Annotated in this window: 15 protein-coding genes; 9 read left to right on the forward strand and 6 right to left on the reverse strand. The window is 54.3% G+C overall.

The window, feature by feature from the left end:
• Positions 1-222 precede the first annotated feature (222 nt).
• From A6X21_RS18755 to A6X21_RS18765, 3 genes are all read left to right on the forward strand, one after another.
• On the forward strand, positions 223-1,236 hold the full coding sequence (locus A6X21_RS18755) for an NAD-dependent epimerase (RefSeq protein ID WP_068851112.1): 1,014 nt from the start codon (positions 223-225) through the stop codon (positions 1,234-1,236).
• Between the two features lie 102 nt (positions 1,237-1,338).
• Positions 1,339-2,649, forward strand: coding sequence for a UDP-glucose dehydrogenase family protein (locus A6X21_RS18760; protein WP_068851117.1), 1,311 nt, complete (start codon positions 1,339-1,341; stop codon positions 2,647-2,649).
• A gap of 551 nt (positions 2,650-3,200) precedes the next feature.
• Positions 3,201-6,140: a tetratricopeptide repeat protein gene (locus A6X21_RS18765; protein WP_131818439.1), complete on the forward strand. Its 2,940-nt coding sequence runs from the start codon at positions 3,201-3,203 to the stop codon at positions 6,138-6,140.
• A gap of 210 nt (positions 6,141-6,350) precedes the next feature.
• Here the strand turns inward: A6X21_RS18765 and A6X21_RS18770 are convergent, their stop codons facing one another.
• Positions 6,351-7,631: a hypothetical protein gene (locus A6X21_RS18770; RefSeq protein WP_068851123.1), complete on the reverse strand. Its 1,281-nt coding sequence runs from the start codon at positions 7,629-7,631 to the stop codon at positions 6,351-6,353.
• A 229-nt stretch (positions 7,632-7,860) separates the two neighbouring features.
• Between A6X21_RS18770 and A6X21_RS18775 the strand changes: the two genes are divergently transcribed.
• Together A6X21_RS18775 and A6X21_RS18780 are read left to right on the forward strand one after the other, a co-directional pair.
• On the forward strand, positions 7,861-8,220 hold the full coding sequence (locus A6X21_RS18775; protein WP_013111724.1) for a SpoIIAA family protein: 360 nt from the start codon (positions 7,861-7,863) through the stop codon (positions 8,218-8,220).
• 175 nt (positions 8,221-8,395) lie between these two features.
• Positions 8,396-9,631, forward strand: coding sequence for a ZIP family metal transporter (locus A6X21_RS18780; protein ID WP_068851126.1), 1,236 nt, complete (start codon positions 8,396-8,398; stop codon positions 9,629-9,631).
• Between the two features lie 216 nt (positions 9,632-9,847).
• On the opposite strand, the gene A6X21_RS18785 is transcribed toward A6X21_RS18780, so the two are convergent.
• The 3 genes from A6X21_RS18785 to A6X21_RS18795 form a co-directional block, all read right to left on the reverse strand.
• Complete coding sequence (locus A6X21_RS18785) at positions 9,848-11,104, reverse strand: glycosyltransferase (RefSeq protein ID WP_068851129.1); 1,257 nt, start codon at positions 11,102-11,104, stop codon at positions 9,848-9,850.
• On the reverse strand, positions 11,101-13,101 hold the full coding sequence (locus tag A6X21_RS18790; RefSeq protein ID WP_240490327.1) for a phospho-sugar mutase: 2,001 nt from the start codon (positions 13,099-13,101) through the stop codon (positions 11,101-11,103). Before A6X21_RS18790 ends, A6X21_RS18785 begins: the two co-directional genes overlap by 4 nt.
• A gap of 85 nt (positions 13,102-13,186) precedes the next feature.
• Positions 13,187-13,453, reverse strand: a complete 267-nt coding sequence (locus A6X21_RS18795; RefSeq protein ID WP_068851135.1) for a GlsB/YeaQ/YmgE family stress response membrane protein — start codon at positions 13,451-13,453, stop codon at positions 13,187-13,189.
• 619 nt (positions 13,454-14,072) lie between these two features.
• Here A6X21_RS18795 and A6X21_RS18800 point away from each other — a divergent pair.
• The 3 genes from A6X21_RS18800 (at position 14,073) to A6X21_RS18810 (ending at position 15,229) form a co-directional block, all read left to right on the forward strand.
• Entirely contained in the window at positions 14,073-14,237 is a 165-nt protein-coding gene (locus A6X21_RS18800) for a DUF1328 domain-containing protein (RefSeq protein WP_068851138.1), read from the forward strand.
• A gap of 189 nt (positions 14,238-14,426) precedes the next feature.
• Positions 14,427-14,708: a BON domain-containing protein gene (locus tag A6X21_RS18805; RefSeq protein ID WP_131818440.1), complete on the forward strand. Its 282-nt coding sequence runs from the start codon at positions 14,427-14,429 to the stop codon at positions 14,706-14,708.
• A gap of 203 nt (positions 14,709-14,911) precedes the next feature.
• A complete protein-coding gene (locus A6X21_RS18810) occupies positions 14,912-15,229 on the forward strand; it encodes a hypothetical protein (RefSeq protein ID WP_083233735.1) in 318 nt (105 codons plus the stop codon).
• A 226-nt stretch (positions 15,230-15,455) separates the two neighbouring features.
• On the opposite strand, the gene A6X21_RS18815 is transcribed toward A6X21_RS18810, so the two are convergent.
• A complete protein-coding gene (locus tag A6X21_RS18815) occupies positions 15,456-17,588 on the reverse strand; it encodes a S41 family peptidase (RefSeq protein ID WP_165603864.1) in 2,133 nt (710 codons plus the stop codon).
• Positions 17,589-17,712: 124 nt separating this feature from the next.
• On the reverse strand, positions 17,713-18,066 hold the full coding sequence (locus tag A6X21_RS25270) for a carbon storage regulator (RefSeq protein WP_240490326.1): 354 nt from the start codon (positions 18,064-18,066) through the stop codon (positions 17,713-17,715).
• Between the two features lie 410 nt (positions 18,067-18,476).
• On the opposite strand from A6X21_RS25270, the gene A6X21_RS18825 reads away from it, so the two are divergent.
• Positions 18,477-19,031, forward strand: coding sequence for a hypothetical protein (locus A6X21_RS18825; RefSeq protein ID WP_068851150.1), 555 nt, complete (start codon positions 18,477-18,479; stop codon positions 19,029-19,031).
• The last annotated feature ends 26 nt before the right edge of the window (positions 19,032-19,057 follow it).

Raw genomic sequence — 19,057 nt, forward strand, 5'->3', positions numbered from 1 at the left:
TGAAAATCAGCTCGCGATGAAGCCGATTGCTGATTGTTTGCCCAATACGTTCGAGTTCCCCTCATCCCGGCCTTCTCCCGTCAGAACGGGAGAAGGGGCAAAAAAACCTCGCCCGAAGCCTTCCCGCCTTCTTCCCTTCCAAAACAACCTCTCTTGACAGTTTTGCCGCTTTTCCTTGGACTTCGCTTTCATGGATCGAGTTGACGAAGTTCGGAGAACAGCATGAAGTATCTTGTGACCGGGGCCGCTGGCTTTATTGGCTTTCATACCACCAGGAAACTCATCGCCCGTGGCGATACCGTCGTAGGCCTCGACAACCTCAACGATTACTATCAGGTCAGCCTCAAGCACGATCGACTGGCCCAGCTCAAGACCTTGCCCGGTTTCGCATTCGAGCAGATCGAACTGGCCGACCGAACAGCCATGAAGGGACTCTTTGAACGTCATCAGTTCGATGTGGTCATTCACCTGGCGGCTCAAGCCGGTGTCCGCTATTCGCTCACCAATCCACAAGCCTACATCGACAGCAATCTCGTCGGCTTCTGCGAGATTCTCGAAGGCTGTCGGCATTCGGGCGTAAAACATCTCGCCTATGCGTCGTCATCCTCGGTCTATGGTGGCAACACCAAAATGCCCTTCTCGATTCACGACAATGTCGATCATCCCGTCAGCCTCTATGCCGCCACCAAAAAGGCCAACGAGCTGATGGCACACACTTACAGCCACCTCTTCCGGCTGCCCACCACCGGCCTTCGATTCTTTACGGTCTATGGCCCGTGGGGAAGGCCCGATATGGCCATGTGGATCTTCACCAAGGCAATTCTCGAAGGTCGCCCTATCGATGTCTTCAACGAAGGCAAAATGCGGCGAGACTTCACCTTCATCGACGATATTGTCGAAGGTGTGGTCCGCGTCGCCGACAACATCCCGGTTCCGAATCCCAACTGGCAGAGCGATCATCCCGATCCTGCTACCAGTTCGGCCCCTTATCGCGTCTACAATATTGGCAACAATCGGCCCGAAGATCTGCTCGAAATGATTGGGATTCTCGAGTCGTGCCTGGGCAAAAAGGCTGAAAAACGACTCCTGCCCATGCAGCCGGGAGATGTCCCCGCCACCTATGCCGATGTCGATGATCTCGTCAAAGATGTTGGTTTCAAGCCCGCCACACCACTCGCGACCGGTATCCAGCGATTCGTCGACTGGTACCGCACTTATCATAAAATTCCTGCATAGATCCCGTTCCACTCTGGCGTTGCCTTCGAAAGACAGGATACTTCGAACTGGCAACTCGGTTCATCGACGATTTCTGCAGAGCGCATTGAGAAGGTCTTTCCCATGAAGCTGGTGGTTGTAGGGACAGGTTACGTCGGTCTGGTGACGGGCACCTGCTTCGCCGAAAGCGGCAACGAAGTCACCTGTGTCGATATCGATGCAGGCAAAATCGAGCGGCTCAAGCAGGGGATCATTCCCATCTATGAGCCTGGCTTGACCGAACTCGTTTTGAGAAACTCACAAGCCGGTCGTTTGAAGTTCACGACCGATCTCGTCTCTGTCGCCCCGGACGCCAAATGCCTCTTTATTGCTGTCGGAACTCCCCAGGGAGACGATGGTTCGGCCAATCTGACGGCCCTCTGGAAAGTGGTCGATCAGATTGCACCGCACGTGGCCCGCGATGCCGTCGTGGTCATTAAGAGTACTGTCCCGGTTGGCACCAATCGTCAGACGTGGGAACGTTTGAAGGAAAAAGCCGGTCGCGAGATCGATGTCTGTTCCAATCCCGAGTTTCTGAAAGAAGGCTGCGCGATCGACGACTTTACCCGGCCGGATCGTGTCGTGGTGGGTGTGACCAGACCGCCCGTCGCCGATGTGCTGCACGAGCTGTATCAGCCCTTCCTGCGGACGGAAAACCCCTTCCTGGTCATGGGATTGGAAAGTGCCGAAATGACCAAATATGTGGCGAACTGCATGCTCGCCACCAAGATCAGCTTTATCAATGAGATGGCGAATCTTTGCGAGGCCGTCAATGCGAACGTGAACGATGTTCGCCGGGGGATTGGCCACGACCAGCGGATTGGCTTTCAATTTCTCTTTCCGGGGGTGGGCTACGGCGGTTCCTGCTTCCCGAAAGATGTGCGTGCTCTGATCGCTGTCGCGAGTCGCTTTGGCCTCCCTTCGAAGATGTTGCATGCCGTCGATGAGGTGAACAACCTCCAGAAGGAAGTCCTCTTTTCGAAAATCAGTCAGCGCTTTGGTGGTGATCTGGCGGGAAAAACCATCGCGATCTGGGGGCTGTCGTTCAAACCCCGCACGGACGATATCCGCGAAGCACCGGCACTCGTTCTGATCGATCAACTGCTCGAAAAAGGAGCCACGATCAAGGTGCACGATCCCGTCGCCCAGGAAAACGTTGAGGCGATCTACAAAGGCCGGCTCACCTACTGCAAACATCACTATGACACGCTCGAAGATGCTGATGCTCTGGCGATTGTGACGGAATGGCAGCAGTTCCGAAATCCCGATTTTGACTACATCAAGCACAAGCTCAAGCAGCCCATCATTTTCGATGGCCGCAATCTGTACGATCCCAAACTGATGGCCGAACGAGGATTCGAATACTCGGGCATTGGCTTAAGAGCCGCCCAATAACCCGCCTTGTCTCGTTGCCAATCTTTCGTGGTAGGGCCCCATGCTTGAAGGTGAGAGCAAGCATACCACCGGGTGGCAGGGGTCGGATGTCTTCATCCGCCCCCTGGTCAATCGAGTTCACCAGCACCAATTCATCTGTCAGGTTCCTCCCTAAGAACATCGGGATGAATAACCAGCGTTAAATCATCTGGGGGCAAACGAAGACGTTTGACCCCAGCCACCCACCGCTGGTGAATTTGGGATGTGGATAGAACGCCAAATACGTTCGGGCTCGCCCTCATCCCGGCCTTTTCCCGTCGGAATGGGAGAAGGGGCCAGAGGATGTTTGCCGGGGGCTCTCAGGACTGGGTGCACTTCGGGCGACAAAGTGATAGTCGGGGAGCAAAACCGGGTGATTTGCAGGAATCACGCAGGGCTGTTTCCCATTAAGGCATGAATCAGGACCAGTGGCGACACGCCGAACTGGCATTGACTCACTTTTCGAGGTGGATGATAAGAACAGGTGCAAATTTCTTCGCCCTGCCATTTTACCAGACCACGAAACGGCTCCCATGGCCACGCACTCCTCGACTGCCGATGCCCATGGTCAGCATGGCAAAAAAGAAGGCCATGAGCAGTCCGCAAAATCGGCCGGGAAAATTCTGGGTCTTCCCAAAAGGCTGGCGATTCTAGGTGCTGGTTTGTCGGGAGGGATTCTTCTGCTGGCACTGGTCTGCTGGTGGCTCTTTCCTGGCGAATCGACCGAAGCGATCCATCTGGCGAATGCGGTCAAGTTGTTAGAGGAAGGTCATTTTGAAGAAGCGACCGAGCTGCTCCAGCCACTGATCGAATCACAGTTTCTGGATGCCGAGGCACCGGGTCGGATGGCTTATGCCCAGGGTCTGCTGGGATACCAGGAAGCACGGAACTCCGAAAAAGAGATGGAGTTACCCAGACTGGCATCGGCGATTGCTTTTTTGCGGGATGCTCAATCCCGCGAGCCCGAAATCAGAAAGAACCCGACCTGGCAGAATGCCATGGCTCAATCGCTCTACCGCACGGGTGCTATTGAAGAAGCCCGCCCCTGGCTGGTTCAGCTCTCGACCATCGAAAACGCTTTTCAACCCCAGGCTGTCGATACGCTTTGCGCGCTCGATCTTTCTTTGGTCGATATCAATCGTGTCGCACCACCAGCACCATCCCCTACTGCGGAAGCTCATGCATCACAGCCCCACGCTGCTGATGCCCACTCCCAGGAGACTCATGCCGACACACACGATCCGCATGCTTCCGAAAAAAGTCATTCGCACGAGCCTGCAGCAGCGGGCCACGGCAATGCTCATCCTCCTGCTGCCAAAACAAAACCCGCTGCAGATCATGGCACTGGACATGGAACTGGGCACAGCGAGAAACAGAGCTCCAAAGAGTCGGAAGGCCATGGCCACAGTACAGGACATGGCGACAATGCAGGACATGGGGATGACGCCGCTGAAGCCGAGCCGGAAGAACCTCCGTTTATCGATCCTTATGCCAGCCTGCCCATGCTTGAAGGAGATCTGAAGCGTCTGGCCCATCTGCTCGAAGGCCAGAAACTTTCTCCGGAAGATCGCACAATGCTTTTATTAAGACGTGCCGATGTCCTGCTGGCACTCGAACGGACTCTCGAAGCCGAAGCGGCTATGCAACTGGCGAGGAACTCTTCGACAGATCCCGATGGTCTGGCCATTCAGGAAGCTCGCCTGGCCATGGCCAAGCGCAAGTTCGCCGAAGCAGAAAAGCATCTATTGCCACTGACAGAAGGGAAGCGTCCCAACCTCCGGCATGTCAGTACGGCTCTTTATCTCCTGGCTCGTTGTGCTCTCGAACAATCGTCAGTCGAGACGGCTCTCAATGAACAGCTAGCCCTGCGTGGCCAGGGGATGAAGCGACTACGCGATCTGCTGGTGCGATTTGTCGGTACCGAAGAAGCCGTGGTCGGGATGATTGATATGGCCGATATTCATCGTCTCGAGGGGAACACCGAACGGGCCATCGAGCTCTATATCGGTGCTGTTCGCACCATTGTCCGGCTGGAAGATTATCACAACCGCTGGCTGAGCCAGACAGCCTTCCGCGATCGTCTGCGGAATGCGTGGAAACTCTGGGTAGAAAATGGCAAGTATGCAGAGGCTCTGGCCCTGGCAGAATCGCTGCCCCCACTTTTTGATCGAGTCGAAACCGCCGAACTGGTCGCTAATACCACCCGTGCCTGGGCCATGACTCAGCAGGAGGAATACGACCAGTTGCCAGAATCACTCAAGCCACCGAAGCTGGCACAGGTGCGAAGTCGTTGGAAAGCCAGCGCTCGCGCCTGGTATCAGTTGGCACAAACTCGCAAGATGAACTTCAGGTATCCCGAAGATCTCTGGGAAAGCTCTTCGGATTCCATCGCCGCCGCAGATTACAAGTCTGCACTCGAGCGTGTGGATGAATATCTGGCGACCCTCCCGCGCGAAATGCTGGCGACGGCACTCGTTCGCAAGGCGGGTCTCATGATGGATCTGGATCGACTCGATGAGGCCATTCCCATTCTCGAATCTGTCCAGCAGAAATTCCCCTCCGATCCTTCCAGCTACAAAGCGCAGGTACGACTGGCTAAAGCCTTTACCGAAAAAGGAGATCTCTTCCGTGCCGAGACTCAATGGCGTACCATTCTGGCCTCAGAAACTCTGACACCTGAGGCTGCTGAATGGAATGAAGCACTTCTCAGACTCGGCTGTCTGCTGGTGGATCGTGGGATCCTCTTGCGGCAGGATGCCGACAAAAAAGGGGCGAAAGGAAATTCACCCACCCCGGCTCAAACAGTTTCCGTCTCGTCAAATACCAGTGACTTGCCAGGAACTTACATTCCAGATGCCGGGATCGACAGCATTCGCGCCGTTCAAATTGAAGCTTCCTCCCGCCTGACAGAATTCCTGGCACGTTATCCGAATGATCCCTCGGAAGTGCAGGCCATGTATCAACTCGCCCGTTCCCAGCGGGAACAGGCCCGGCTGATCCGCAATGCCTTGAAATCCCCACTGGCTGAAGCCGTCAAGCTCCGTCTGGCCGAGCAGCAGAAGATTCTCGATGAGCAATCTCTCGATAATCTCGTCAAGCTGCGCGACACTTTAAATAAGCAGGCCAATCAGACAGGGTTAAACACGCTGCACGAAGCGATTCTGGCCAATACGGCTTTTGATGTCGGGCATCAGCTCTTTGAACTCCGTCGAGATAAAGACGCCATCATGGCGTACAACACTGCGATCAATCGATATCGCAATAACCCGCAGGTCCTTTCGGCATTTCTCCAAATGGCGGAGGCTTATCGCCGCATGGGGAAACCTGCCGAAGCCCGCAGCATGCTCGAACAGGGGCGGGTCATCCTCCGGCAGAAGCAGATTCCCGACAGTGCCTTCGATAACCTGGGTTCAAGCCTCACTCGCGAGGAATGGGAACTCTGGCTGGAAAAAATCAGCCAACTGGGTCACTGACGCAATCTTCCCGGCTTTCTCTATTCTTCAAGTTGTCCGCAGGACGACAGGCAGCCTCGTCATGCGCATGTTTCGCTCAAAAACTCTCGCCCGCGTCTGCGTGGGAGAGGGTGGCTGTTTCCTGCGCGGCTTTTTCGATTCCCCGGGTACCTTCTATTCGTGCCTGCTGCCCAGACCAATTGCACCAGATCGATGGATGCACCAGACAGATCAGTTGAACCACACCGCAAAACCAAAAAACTGCCCGCCAAAAACTCGCTGCAATTCGTTCCAGCTGGCCGCTGTAGAAAGTGGCCCTTCTTCGATAAAGGGAGCCGCCCCCGTTCCTGAAATCCACAGCACCATGTCAAAACGCTCCGGCTTCAGAAACACTTTGGCCAGATTCACTCCCCGCCCCTTGACACCACTAGAATTGACCAGGCTTCCGCGCCAGAACGGAATCAGTTTCTTTCCCAGCAGAATCGCCTCGATCTCATCCAGCGCTTGATGCCAACCCGTGATCAGCTCGCGCGAGACCCTCAAACCAATGACGACATTCTGCTGACGATCATTCGGAATCCACTCGGCATCATCATCAGTTTCAGCCTCATAAAGCTTCCAGCAGATCCGGCTCAGCCGCACCATCTCCAACAGGTGAGCATGCGCACTGGCCATCTGGTTGGCATCGACCAATTCAAAATTTACCAGATGAATCATCGCAATCAGGTCGGCAATTCGAGAGAACGAAAAACCGCCATTTGCGTTGGGTTCCGGTTCCTGATTCCAGGGGTAAGGCGTCACGGGTTTGGCATAAATCATGTGGCCCGCCCGCTCGAACATTTCCTTCGTGTTATAGGCGGCTGACAGATCACAGATCGCCATCAGGAAGTGGCAATACCCTCGCAACCAGACGGCATCCCCTTCATCAATCTGCACGAGAAACTTGTCGGCAGGAATATCTCGTATTGCCGGATTCACTGCCGAAAGGAGTTGCCAGAACGATTCATCATTCCCCACTTTTCCATCTCGATTGAAGTCGAGCGAGACCTGGCCCGGTCGGAAAGGAAGTTTCACGCGCTTTGTCTCCAGCCCGGCTAAAGTCTTCTCCGCCACTGCTATCTGCTGCCCGAGTATCGAGAAAATCTCCTGCGTTTGAGCAAAGGTCACCGGGGCAGGTTGCGGATTCTCAGGAATGCCTCGAAAAAAGGGCAAACTCAAACTTCGAGCAGTTCCTCCACCTGCTCCATAGTGGTATTGGCTGGCTGCAAACTCATCGACTGCCCCCAGAAACTGCAGCAAACCCATCGCAAAACGCACTTCGGCATCTTCGGGTTTCTGTTCTAATTGGGCATGCAGCCGGGCGATACCCTCTTGAAATCGAGCCTTTTTCCCCGCTTCTGCCAGAATGTCGGCAGCCGTCTCAGCCCCTAGCAATCGATGGAAATCTCCCCCACCCAGGATCATTGTCACGACCGTGATCACATAAGCCATTCCCGTCATCAGTCGCGACATCGTCAACCCTCCCGCGTGAAACAATCATCACAGTTTAACCACAGTTTACTCGCGACTTGTCATTTACGTTTCGTCGCTTTTTCGCGGCACAAGCTTATCGAGAATTCATGTGCACATTCTGGCTCGGTGGTGTACTTTGCAGAGAACTGATAAAGATCGTTTGACGCCGGTTTGAGACTGGTGTCAGAAGGTCAAAGCTGGATTTGTCGTTTCGAAAAGGGAAGTGATCATGGTCAATGCCGTCGAACTGGTTGGGTCTGGCAATCTGCTGATTGTACGCGTGACAGGTAAACTCGATGCCGCCGCCTATGAGCAGTTCGTTCCAATGGTCGAAAAGATGGTCGCGGAGCACGGCAAACTGCGATTGCTCTTCGAAATGCACGACTTCCATGGCTGGACCATGGGCGCCTTGTGGCAAGACATCAAGTTCGATTTCAAGCACGGCAAAGATATCGAAAAGCTCGCGATTGTCGGCGAAAGCAAATGGGAAGAAGGAATGGCCGCCTTCTGCAAACCATTCACAGGAGCTTCAATCAAGTACTTTGATATCTCCAAGCTGGAAGAAGCCAAAGCCTGGATTGTGGCCTGATGTCAACGCCTCGCTTGCAGCCTCAAGCAGTTGAGTTTTGACTCAGCCCAAGGTTTTTTCAGTAAACATTCATTAGAACTCATTGTGAAGTTGCATAAATTTTACGTGAGGACGAAACTTTCCCCCGGATGAATCAGCAATCGGCTGGATCCTTCATCCGCGGGGGAGAGTTCTGATGTCGCTGTGGTTTGGCTTGAGCAGTCTGGGGTGGCAGGGAAACTCTCTGGCTGTGGCAGGGAGTGGTATTTCTGCAGTTCTCATCATCTGGTGTGTGCTGGTCGCCTGCAGTTCACTTCTGGGTGGCTGGCTCCCATCATTGATGCGAATTACCCACCAGCGCTTACAACGCATCATCAGTGGTGTGGGTGGTTTCATTGTTGGCGTCGCTTTGTTCCATCAGGTGCCCCATGCGATTCATGCTCTGGGTGATGGCGGCGTCAAAAACCCTGTCGATCTGACGATGCTCTGGGTCGTCATTGGCCTGGTGGCCATGTTCGTGATGCTGCGGGTTTTCCACTTCCACTCGCATTCACACGGGGAAGACGACGCCGGACATGCACACGACCATGGTCATTCTCATGATCACTCTCACAATCACGACCATGGGCACAGTCACGACCATGCTCATGATCATGCCCACTGCCAGTCTCACTCCCACAGTCTCGATCCTCACGTGACATCGGCTGCCAACGCTCCCGACTCTCAGTACGCTGATCAAAATCTCCTGCCGATTGTCTCTTCAGCCGTCGTGGCGGATACGTTACTTCCAGTGCTGGATCCAACCTCCAGCTCGGCAACTCAGGCTCCTGTTCCTCCGGCCGCGCACGATCTCAGTTGGGTCGCCATGACCTTCGGCCTGGTCATTCACACGCTCGTCGATGGCATGGCGCTCGCTGCTGCCGTCAAAACGGATCAGTTGCATCTTCCGGCAGGTTCTCTCTTCGGGTTGGGAACCTTTCTCGCCATTGCTCTGCACAAACCACTCGATTCCCTCTCGATCACTTCGCTCATGCTGGCGGCAGGCAGCCCTACCAGGTGGCGAAATCTGGTCAACTTTGGTTATGCACTCATGTGTCCGGCCGGTGCCCTTTTGTTCGTACTGGGAGTGGAACAGCTTCAAGGCCAGCAGGCTTTGATCGTCGGTTGTGCGCTGGCATTTTCTGCAGGATCTTTCCTGTGCATTGCCCTGGCTGACCTGCTCCCCGAAGTGCAGTTTCATTCCCATGATCGCTGGCAACTGACGTCTCTGCTCATCGCAGGAACCATTGCCGCCTGGGGGATCGGCTTCCTCGAACCGGCTCACTCACACGGCAATCACGACAGCCACAACCACGCCGGTCACGATCACACAGGTCACGATCACGCTCACGGTCCTGGCGAAGTTCAGCAGCTCAGGCTGAAGGTCAAGTAAGCACGAATCACGGCGCATCGTCACGACAACAAAGGTGATAACGGGTGGCCCGGCCAGCTTGTGGCCGGGTTGTCGTGCAGTTCCACGACAACAAGAAGCCGCGCCATGCATGTCCTGCCGCCACACTTGACTTAATCTCGCGTGGTAAGCTTTTGGGTGGAACGCCCAGGAGGCCCAAAACCAAAATGCAGCGAAAGGGCGTGGTCTTTACGCCTTTCAAGCCTGTTGATCATCGATCAGTTTCCATAAGACGGCCTCCAACCGGCGTGTGGCCATTTGAATCGAATACTTTGTGGCCACGTGTTCCTGGGCTCGTATCGAAAGCGCTCGCGCAGGTGCCGGGTCGTTAAGAAACTCTTCCATCGCCTGGGCCAGTTGATCAGGGGCATGCGGCTCAACGAGATGGCCGTATTCACCACCTTCCAGAATCTCTTGCGGGCCGCATGGGCAGTTGGTGCTGATCACCGGGCAGCCCAGTGCCATCGCTTCCAGCAACACATTGGGTGAACCTTCGCTATGCGAAGGCAAAACAAACAGATCGGCCCAGCGGTAACTGGGAAACGGATTCGACAGCGATCCCCAACAGGAAAGTGTCAAATTCTGAGGAAACTCCTTCGCCAGTTGTTGCAGTCGTTCCTGCAGCGGGCCTGTCCCAACGATTGACCAGATCATCGGTTTCGATGGATGTCGTCTGGCCACATCGATGAGTGCCTGAGCAAGATCCAGATATCCCTTCGCTTCGTCTATACGCCCCACAGTCAGGATTTTGAGTGGCTCTGCATGCCCCGCTGTCGAGGCAGAAGCAATCTCTGGTAAGGGGATATCCTGCCGGGAGAGTTCTGTGATCTGCTCGATATCGATCCCGTTGACGAGCACCACCATCTCTTCGGCGGGCAGGTGCAATTGGCGGGCAACCTGGTCTCTCAGTTCGTTGGAATTGGCAGCTATGACATCCGCCGTGCGATAAGCCCATCTCGCAAAACGCCACGACACCCACGGATGAATTTTCGCATAGCGTTCAATTTCTGCCTGTTGATCCCCCACACAGACCGAAACTCGCGGAATCAGTCTCCACCACGTCGGCCACGAAAGATCCAGCGTCAGGTTATAGACTCGCTGATAAACGACATCGATCTTTTCATGCAGCAACAGTTGATTATAAGCCAGCCAGCGGGATAACCGGCCGCATCCTGGCAGTCTTCCCAGCCAGCGACTGAGCCGATGGTTCTGCACGATGGGGGCCAGTTCTATCACCCGCACATCCTCCGGCACAGCGCCGCGGAGTGGGCCGGTGCCATCGAGCACGACAATCAGTGGCTCGAACAGTGTTCGATCCAGATGGCGGATCAGTTCAATCGTCTGCCGCTCAGCTCCACCGGGATGAAACGACACGAGTGCAAACAGCACGCGCGGGCGAACCTGCGGGAACTTTTTCGAATCGACGCAGGCAGTCTGAGGAGATTCGTCGCTCATCGAGAGCCCTGAACATCACCATGGGTCATCGATACGGCTGGTGGTTGAAAATGTTCCGCCAGAAACTTTTCCACCATCCGGGCATGTCGCCTGGCCTCCACCTCACGCCGCTCCAGGGGATCTTCTCCGGCCCACAACTCCGGGGCCAACCGGCTGAAGAGATAAACCTTCAATAAAGGTTCCGTCCCCGATGGCCGCAAAGCCAGTGCGACTTCGGCACCCTCGATCGTATGGCCAAACAGCCAGCACATGTCAGCCACGGGATAAGGCTCCGCCAGTGGTCGAGCATCACCAGCTTCCAAGCTGGCAACTGTTTGTGGACTTGACGCCGCTTGTGCTTCCCATGTCCGGCGTTCCAGCAGATCGTCCATTTGTTGCCACGAAACATCCTCGTCGTATTCACAGGCTGCTTGACGGACAGGTGGCTTCAGTCTCAAATGCTGCATGCGTAATCGAATCTGCTCCACCACCTGATGAGCCGCTGATGGGCTTGCCTCTTGAGGCTGCGCGCTGTCTGCAAACTGCCGTATCGGCCAGAGCGATTCCACATCCAGCCCATGGATTTTGTAGATTTGTTGCAAACGATCCAGTAAAGTCTCGCCCCGGGCTTTCAACATGGCCGCCAGTTCGGCAGTCCATAACGTGGCTAAAGCTGCGTCTTTATCGCGGGCGTAATTCCCCGCCAGATACCCCAGCGATTCCTCGGCTCCAAACACGAAGCCCGCCGGGCCTTCAGCATCAATTGTCTCGCCAATGTACTTGAAACCAACCGGGAGTTTATCGATCACTCGCACTCCCTTCGTTTTTGCAATCCGGCTGATCAACGGAGACGTCACCATCGTCTGCACAACATAAGCATCCGGGGGCCAGTCGCGATACGACAATGCAAAATCGACCAGCAAGGCGCCGAGCTGATTCCCCGAAAGGAGAATCCAGGGCTTAATTTTCTGGCTGCTGGAATGATCGCGCACAGCCACCCGCAATCGATCAGCATCGGGATCAGTCGCCATGATCAGATCAAAACCCTGCCCCTGGGCTTGGCTTTGATTCGCAAACTCGATGGCATCCTGAAATACAGCATCCCGCTCAGGATTGGGAAGATGATCTTTCACGAAAGGAAAGCCACCATCCAGCGCGCTTTGCAATTCGAACAGTTTCGTCCCCGAAAACCCTTCCCGGCGCAAAACTTCACCAGCCGAACTGTTCCCCACGCCATGCAGCGGCGTGTACAGAATCCTGATGGCTGCGCGATCTTCATCACTCAGGCGAAGAATCGATTGCCGGGCCAAAGCTTCGAGATACGCATCGTCAATGTCACTCCCCAGAAAGTCGATGAGTGCAGACTCACCCACATGCTCCGTACGAGGAGGCAAAGACTCAATCTTCGCAATGCGCTGAAGAATCTGTCGATCATGGGGCGGCACAATCTGCCCGCCATTCGACCAGTAAGCCTTGAAGCCATTATCTGCGGGCGGATTATGCGAAGCCGAAATCACAATCCCCGCATCGGCTTCGAGGTATCTCACGGCAAAGGAAAGCTCAGGCGTTGCCCGTGGTTCTTTGAAGAGTTTCACCCGGCAACCAGCACTCGCACACACTTCGGCAGACAACCGGGCAAACTCCAGCGAGCGATGCCGGGAATCACACGCAATGACTACCAACGGAGGCTCAGCCTCTCCACGCTGTGAAAGAACTTCCCGCAGGTAACTGGCCAGTCCATAGGCCGATTCTGCAATCGTTCGGCCATTGATGGTGGCGGTCCCGTAAGGGCTCATCACCCCTCGCCGTCCACCTGTTCCAAAGGGAAGAATTGTCCCGAAAGCTGCCTCGAGCTGTGACCAGTTCTGTTTCGCAAGATCCTCTTCAATGGCTGGCTGATACTCTGCATACTGGTCGTCTGCCAGCCATTTTTCGATTCGCAACAGTGCAGGTTCGGTGAGCACTCCCGCAGCGACAGCACTCTGACAAAGTTCGCGAATACGAGCAGATCGTTCCACAGCCAAAACCATCTCTTGTCAGGTGATCAATATCACAACTCAACGGGACCAGTCGAGGTTCCACGATCGGGAGTCGACACAAACATCAGCGATTTCGATTAATCTGACCGGCAATCAACAGCACGAGGATCGCACCAATAATCGACATGATCCACTTGGAAGGCTCAAGTGCCGGGCCGCTGCCGAAGATCACAGAGTTGATAAGTCCACCTGCAAACGAACCGGCAATCCCGAGCCCGATCGTCAGGAAGAGCCCCAGCCGTTGCCTTCCCGGCACAAAAAAGCGGGCAATCAACCCCACGACGAGCCCAAAGCCAATCCACAGAAACAGGTCAATCAGATTCTCAAACATGTCCATCTCCATCGTCGCGAAAGGAATGACACTGACCGGACAGTTCTGGCGAGACCTTTCGTGTCTTAAACTGCCTTCAGCACAAATCGTTGTCCACACGGAAACCTGAAACTCCCGGGAATTTTGGCTTCGTCTGATCCCGAGAAAACGATTTTTCAGCGAGTGAACCTCAAAGCAATTCTCAGACCACTCGCAATTCTGACTCCGACAAGTCTCTGGGAGTGATCCAAGACCAGAAACTCTGCTTCCTGAACGATCACTCAACCACAGTCATTCACTGCCAGAAGGCCGATCATCAGCCAGTTGCTGGAGCTTCACCATTCATCTCGAAAGCGATCCCAGCGTCCACAGACATGCGTAATCTTGGATCAAAATACGTATCCATCTATCAGGCATAAAGTTATGTCGATTCGTCTGACGCGGAGATGCTCATTGGCACTGCGATTGCACTTTAAGGTTTCACTCACAACACGATGCCAGCGGTGGCGTTATCAGGGTGCGATCCTGGGACCGCTCCTGTCTTCGCATTTCCCTCTGCGAATGATCTGTGAGTTTTGCGGAGTTCAATCATTCGATTTTGAATTCAGGGATATCTTTTGATCTTGTCTGAGGGTGTATCATGCTGCAGTGGGCGCTCACTTTTTTCATTATTGCGATCATCGCCGGTCTGCTGGGTTTCAGTCAGATTGTCGGCACCGCAACCTGGATCGCACAGGTTCTCTTTGTGGTCTTTCTCATCCTCGCGATCGTGTCACTGCTCACAGGCCGCAAACCTGTGATGTAAATCGGTGATCGCTCGAGTCACGGTGAAGTCTGGCCAGGGAGATCTCCAGCCATTCTTTCCTTTGGCTGAGTTTCTACGGGCTGTCTGAGGTCTTCAGTTGTCGAATCGTCGCCCGGGTCAGTCTCCATGAAGACTTCCCTCGCGACGATTCCATCTCCAATTATGGACAATCATAAAGGATATCGCCCGATGATCAGCCCTCTTCGCCTTTCGGGTGAATCCCCGCAGCGCACGAAGACTTCTCAGCATGTTGCCGCAGAGATCGATCAGATGCTGCATCGATCCCCTTACAAGGAGTTGCAAAAACTCAACGTAACCTGCGAAGATCGCGTGGCCCGCATAACCGGTTTCGTAAGTTCGTACTTTACGAAACTTATCGCTGCGGAAGAGATTCAAATGGTGACACCAGTTGGTTGGCGCGTGTACAACCATGTGGTCGTTCGCTCTCCATCTCAAGAGACAAGGTCGTAAGGATGTACGCGGAGCTTTGAAATGCTCAGCGTGAGACCGGCCGGGAAGGTCTTCACCCTCAGGGTGTTGGCAAAGGAATGCTTCCTTTCCATAACACTCTGGCGGTGGGCAGAAACTTTCACTTTGAATGTTACTCTCGGTTCGAGGCCTCATTCGTCGGGTATGACAATGACCTCAACCGAACTTTCCCGGAGATTGCCGTCATGCGTAAGTTTTCAATGTCAGCCGCCCTCCCCGCTCTGCTCTGTGGATTCGCCTTGATTGCTGGTTGTGCCGATAAGCCAGCCGCCACGATTGATAAGGCTGCTGAAGGTGCCAAGCAGGCTGTTGATGGCGCTGCTGAAGCTGCCAAAGAAACTGTTGAAAAGGCTGGTGAAGCCGCCGAAGCCGCCAAGGAAACGACCGAAAAAGCTGCTGAGGCCGTGAAGGAAAAAACCGGCGAAGCCGTGGAAGCCGTCAAGGACGCTGCTGGCAAAGCCGTCGATGCCGCGACTCCCGCAGAACCAGCCAAACCCGAGTAATCAGTCACTCCATGAAACCTGTGCCATGGTTTCCTGGCCAACACCGGTTCTCTCAACACTGGTCTTCTCAGAACTGATTCTCTGAACGAAAAGAGCCCGGCGTGAGTTTCACGCCGGGCTCTCTCATTGCTACATGTCGTCCTTCATTGAAGATCCAACGAATCCTCGCAGAGATAGCGAATTGATTCCAATCATCAACTCCCCACCATCCACCCACAACTCTCAACTACCCCGCCTGCCCTAAGAACTGGTTCTGTGGAGCATAGCGCCTGGCAATCGTCTCGGCCATGTTGCGGGTCGTGGTGTCTGTGGCCAGCTTCACAGCCGCCTGCATGTCATAATCAGCCGTATCCATCGCATTCTGTGCCAGAGGAACTGCGACATCGGGAATCACACCCTGACCTGCCATTTCCCGACCCGAAGGAGCATAGAATTTGGCTGTCGTCAGCTTTAATCCTCCATTCACCGTCTTGAGTGGAAACTGTGTCTGAACAGAACCTTTACCATAAGACCTTTGACCCACAACGACTCCTCGCTGATGATCCTGAATCGCTGCTGCAAAGATCTCGCTGGCACTGGCACTGTTGTTGTCGATCAGCACCACCAGCGGCACTTTCCAGGTATTTGGGTAGTTGGCCACTTCCTGACTGTTATCCGCCTGGTTACGCCCTTTCGTACTGACAATCGTGCCACCTGGCAAAAACCGGTTGGTCACTTCAATCGCTGTGGTCAATAAGCCACCAGGGTTTCCCCGCAAGTCGAGAATCAGCGATTGCATCCCCTGCTGGTGCAGATTCATCAAAGCCTGATCCAATTCCCGGCTGGTCGTTTCGGCAAACTTGTCGAGCTTGATGTACCCCACCTTGTTGACCTGATCTTCCATACGAACTTCCGCCACGCTTTGAATCTGCACTCGGCTTCTCATCAACGACATATCGGCAATGTAATCACCTCGTTTCACCTGAAGCTGAACCATCGATCCCAGCGGACCCTTGATCAGATTCGCCGCTTCATCGAGTTCCATACCGGCAATCGATCGACCGCCAATCATCGTAATAATGTCGCCTCGCTTGATGGTGGCCTGTGCTGCCGGGCCGCCAGTAATCGCTTTGAGCACTTTGAGTCCCAGTGGATGAGCTTCAATTTCTACGCCAATCCCTACCAGGCTTTCACCCAATTGTGTACTGGGCCCGCCACTCACTTCATTGGGCATGAAGGTCGAGTATTCATCGAGTGTTTCCAGTGCACCATACGTAAACTCCATCGCGACAACTTGAGGACGCAAACCGACGACTTGCTGACTCATTTGTGCCACCTGTCGCATGACCTGAATTGCTTCCTGTGCGTTGCGTGGCTGAGCTTGTCCCGCGATCTGCGAGATGGCCTGCTGAAAGGCAGCCCGCTGTTGAGGAGCAACCTGCAACCGGTTGGCATTCACGAACTCCTGGTTATCTACCGCGACATACAGGTTTTCTAACGCTTTAGCCGTTCGAACCGGATAAGCCGTAGGGGCTAAGGCCCGGGCATCGATCAGTTGAGCCGTTTCCAGATAGAACGATTCAGCAGCCTGTGGCGACATCGAGCTTAAAGTCTGCAAGATCCTCTGATCACGATAGCGCCTTGAAATCAACTGCTGGATTGTGGGGTGATTCTTCTGCAAAGTGGCAGGAGCGGGTTCCAGCCGCGGATCCTGAGGCATGTTGCCACGATTGTTCCAGTTGCTGTTCCGATCCCAGCTACTGGGAGCTGCCGGCAGATAATCACGGCTGCGATCACGGGAATAATTCAAACGCGAATCAAACGGGAGGTTCCGAGAATCATCGTAACGGTACTGCTCTTCGCGATAGCGAGTTTCATAGCGACTGTTATCGTAGCGGCCATTATCGCTACCACCCGTATCATACCGACTGGTATCAAAGGGCTGCGTGCTATAGGGAAATGAATCGCGCTCACGATAGCGGGAATCGCTGATCAGATCCGACGAAGGCCGACGGGTCGGCGGCTGCCAGTTGTTGGATCGGACAGGGTCATTCAATCCTCCGTAGTTCCTGCGATCGTCGAACAAACGGTCTTCGATCTGCTGGCGAGAAAGCGAATTGCTCGCCGGGTTCGGCCAGTACATCTCATCGCGTGGATCAACCGAGCGATCCAGCAGCGGGCGTGACCGCTCCGATCGATCATCCGGCCAGGTGCTATTGCGGCTTTCATGAGCAGGGAATTCGTAGCGGCCTCTGGTCTCATCGGGCCCATAGTTTTGAGCCTGCGCCTGAATCCCCAGCAAAGCCACAACAGCCCCTGCGAAGATCAGTCGAGTTGCGAAAACCCCGGTGGTACGTGACATGACTTGAAACAGCTTCATGATGCATCCTTCCTTGTCAAAAAGGCCCATTGATCTCAATGGCCCAGAAAGTGAAAAACCCGAAACAACAACCAGACCTAATTCATCCCCTGCATTGCCGACCGACCACAGCAGTCCCTGCGAATTAACCAGCGGCCAGTAACGTGGCGGCTTCTTCGTGGCTCACTTCCATTCCCTGGGAACCCAGTGCCGCAGCGAGTCGTTGCTGAGCAAGTTCACCACGCACAACAGAGACTTCCCGTGGGGCCTCAATTCCAATTTTCACCGCACCAGTGCTTGTGTGGATCACTCGGATAACAATATCCTGGCCAATTTGAATCGTTTCATTTCGCTTGCGTGTCAGTACCAGCATGATCGCATCCTCTCGTCTTGTTGTGGTTCCTGGCGAGGCTCCTTGCCGTTCGCCATGCCACCACCCTAATGCAGAGACCGTGCCATTCGCTTTGGCACAGCGATAAATCCCCTGAAAACGTGTCAAAAACGCAATTTTTGATGAGAAACCGGCAAGACTCGCCGAACGACTGCCACCCAGGTTGTAACTTTGGAAATTCTGCCATCCCCTCCGTGAAAGAATTACGAACCACCAAAACCCATGTGTTATCAATACGATATCTTTAAGACTGAGTTGTGTGTATAAATGATATTCGCGAGTGTAAAAATTTCAGTGGGCCTGTGAGGATAGAGAGGAGTGCGTAGAGTTTGACGGTGTGTACACCGCTGCAGTATAGTCATCGAACGGATTTTTTCGATTGGCACAGATGGTGCATAAATGATTCGCCGTTCCCGCCAGAGAGACACCTGGCGAAAGAACATCAGTCGCAACTCTTCGGCCTGTGCTGCATCACAGGGAAGATCCACGCGGCAAACTCTTCATAGAGGAAGCGAATCATGACCTTCAAGACACTCTTCTCGATGGCCGCTCTGACTCTCGGATTGGCTGCATCGTCAGCTCAGGCTCAATGGCTTCCCAACCTGGGGTTGGGCATCCTGCAGCCACCAGCCAGCAACTGCAGTACCGGGAACTGCCCACCAGCAGTGAATCGCTACCAGCCAGTCAGTTATGCACCAGCCTATAACAACGGCTATGCCCGCCCTGTTTCCTACGCTCCTGTCTCTTATCAGAACAACACAGGCGTTTATGGAAACTGCCCGGGCGGTGTCTGCCCACCGGTTAACTGCGTCAACGGCCAGTGCTTCCCAGCCAACAACGGGTACTACGGCAACAACGGGTACTACGGCAACAACGGGTACTACGGCAACAGCAGTAACTTTAGTCAGCCAGTTTACACTCCCGTGAACTACAGCCGACCTTACCAGTACCAGGCACCGGTCAATAACTATAACTATTCGACACCTTCGAACTACTACAGCAATGACCGATACCGCACCTACCCATCAGCCAATAACAGCTACCGCAACAACAACAGCCCGTTCTATCCATAACTTGAAAGAGACGATTCTTGAGGACG

Origin of the sequence: Planctopirus hydrillae (genome assembly GCF_001707835.1) — a bacterium.
Taxonomy (GTDB): Bacteria; Planctomycetota; Planctomycetia; order Planctomycetales; family Planctomycetaceae; genus Planctopirus; species Planctopirus hydrillae.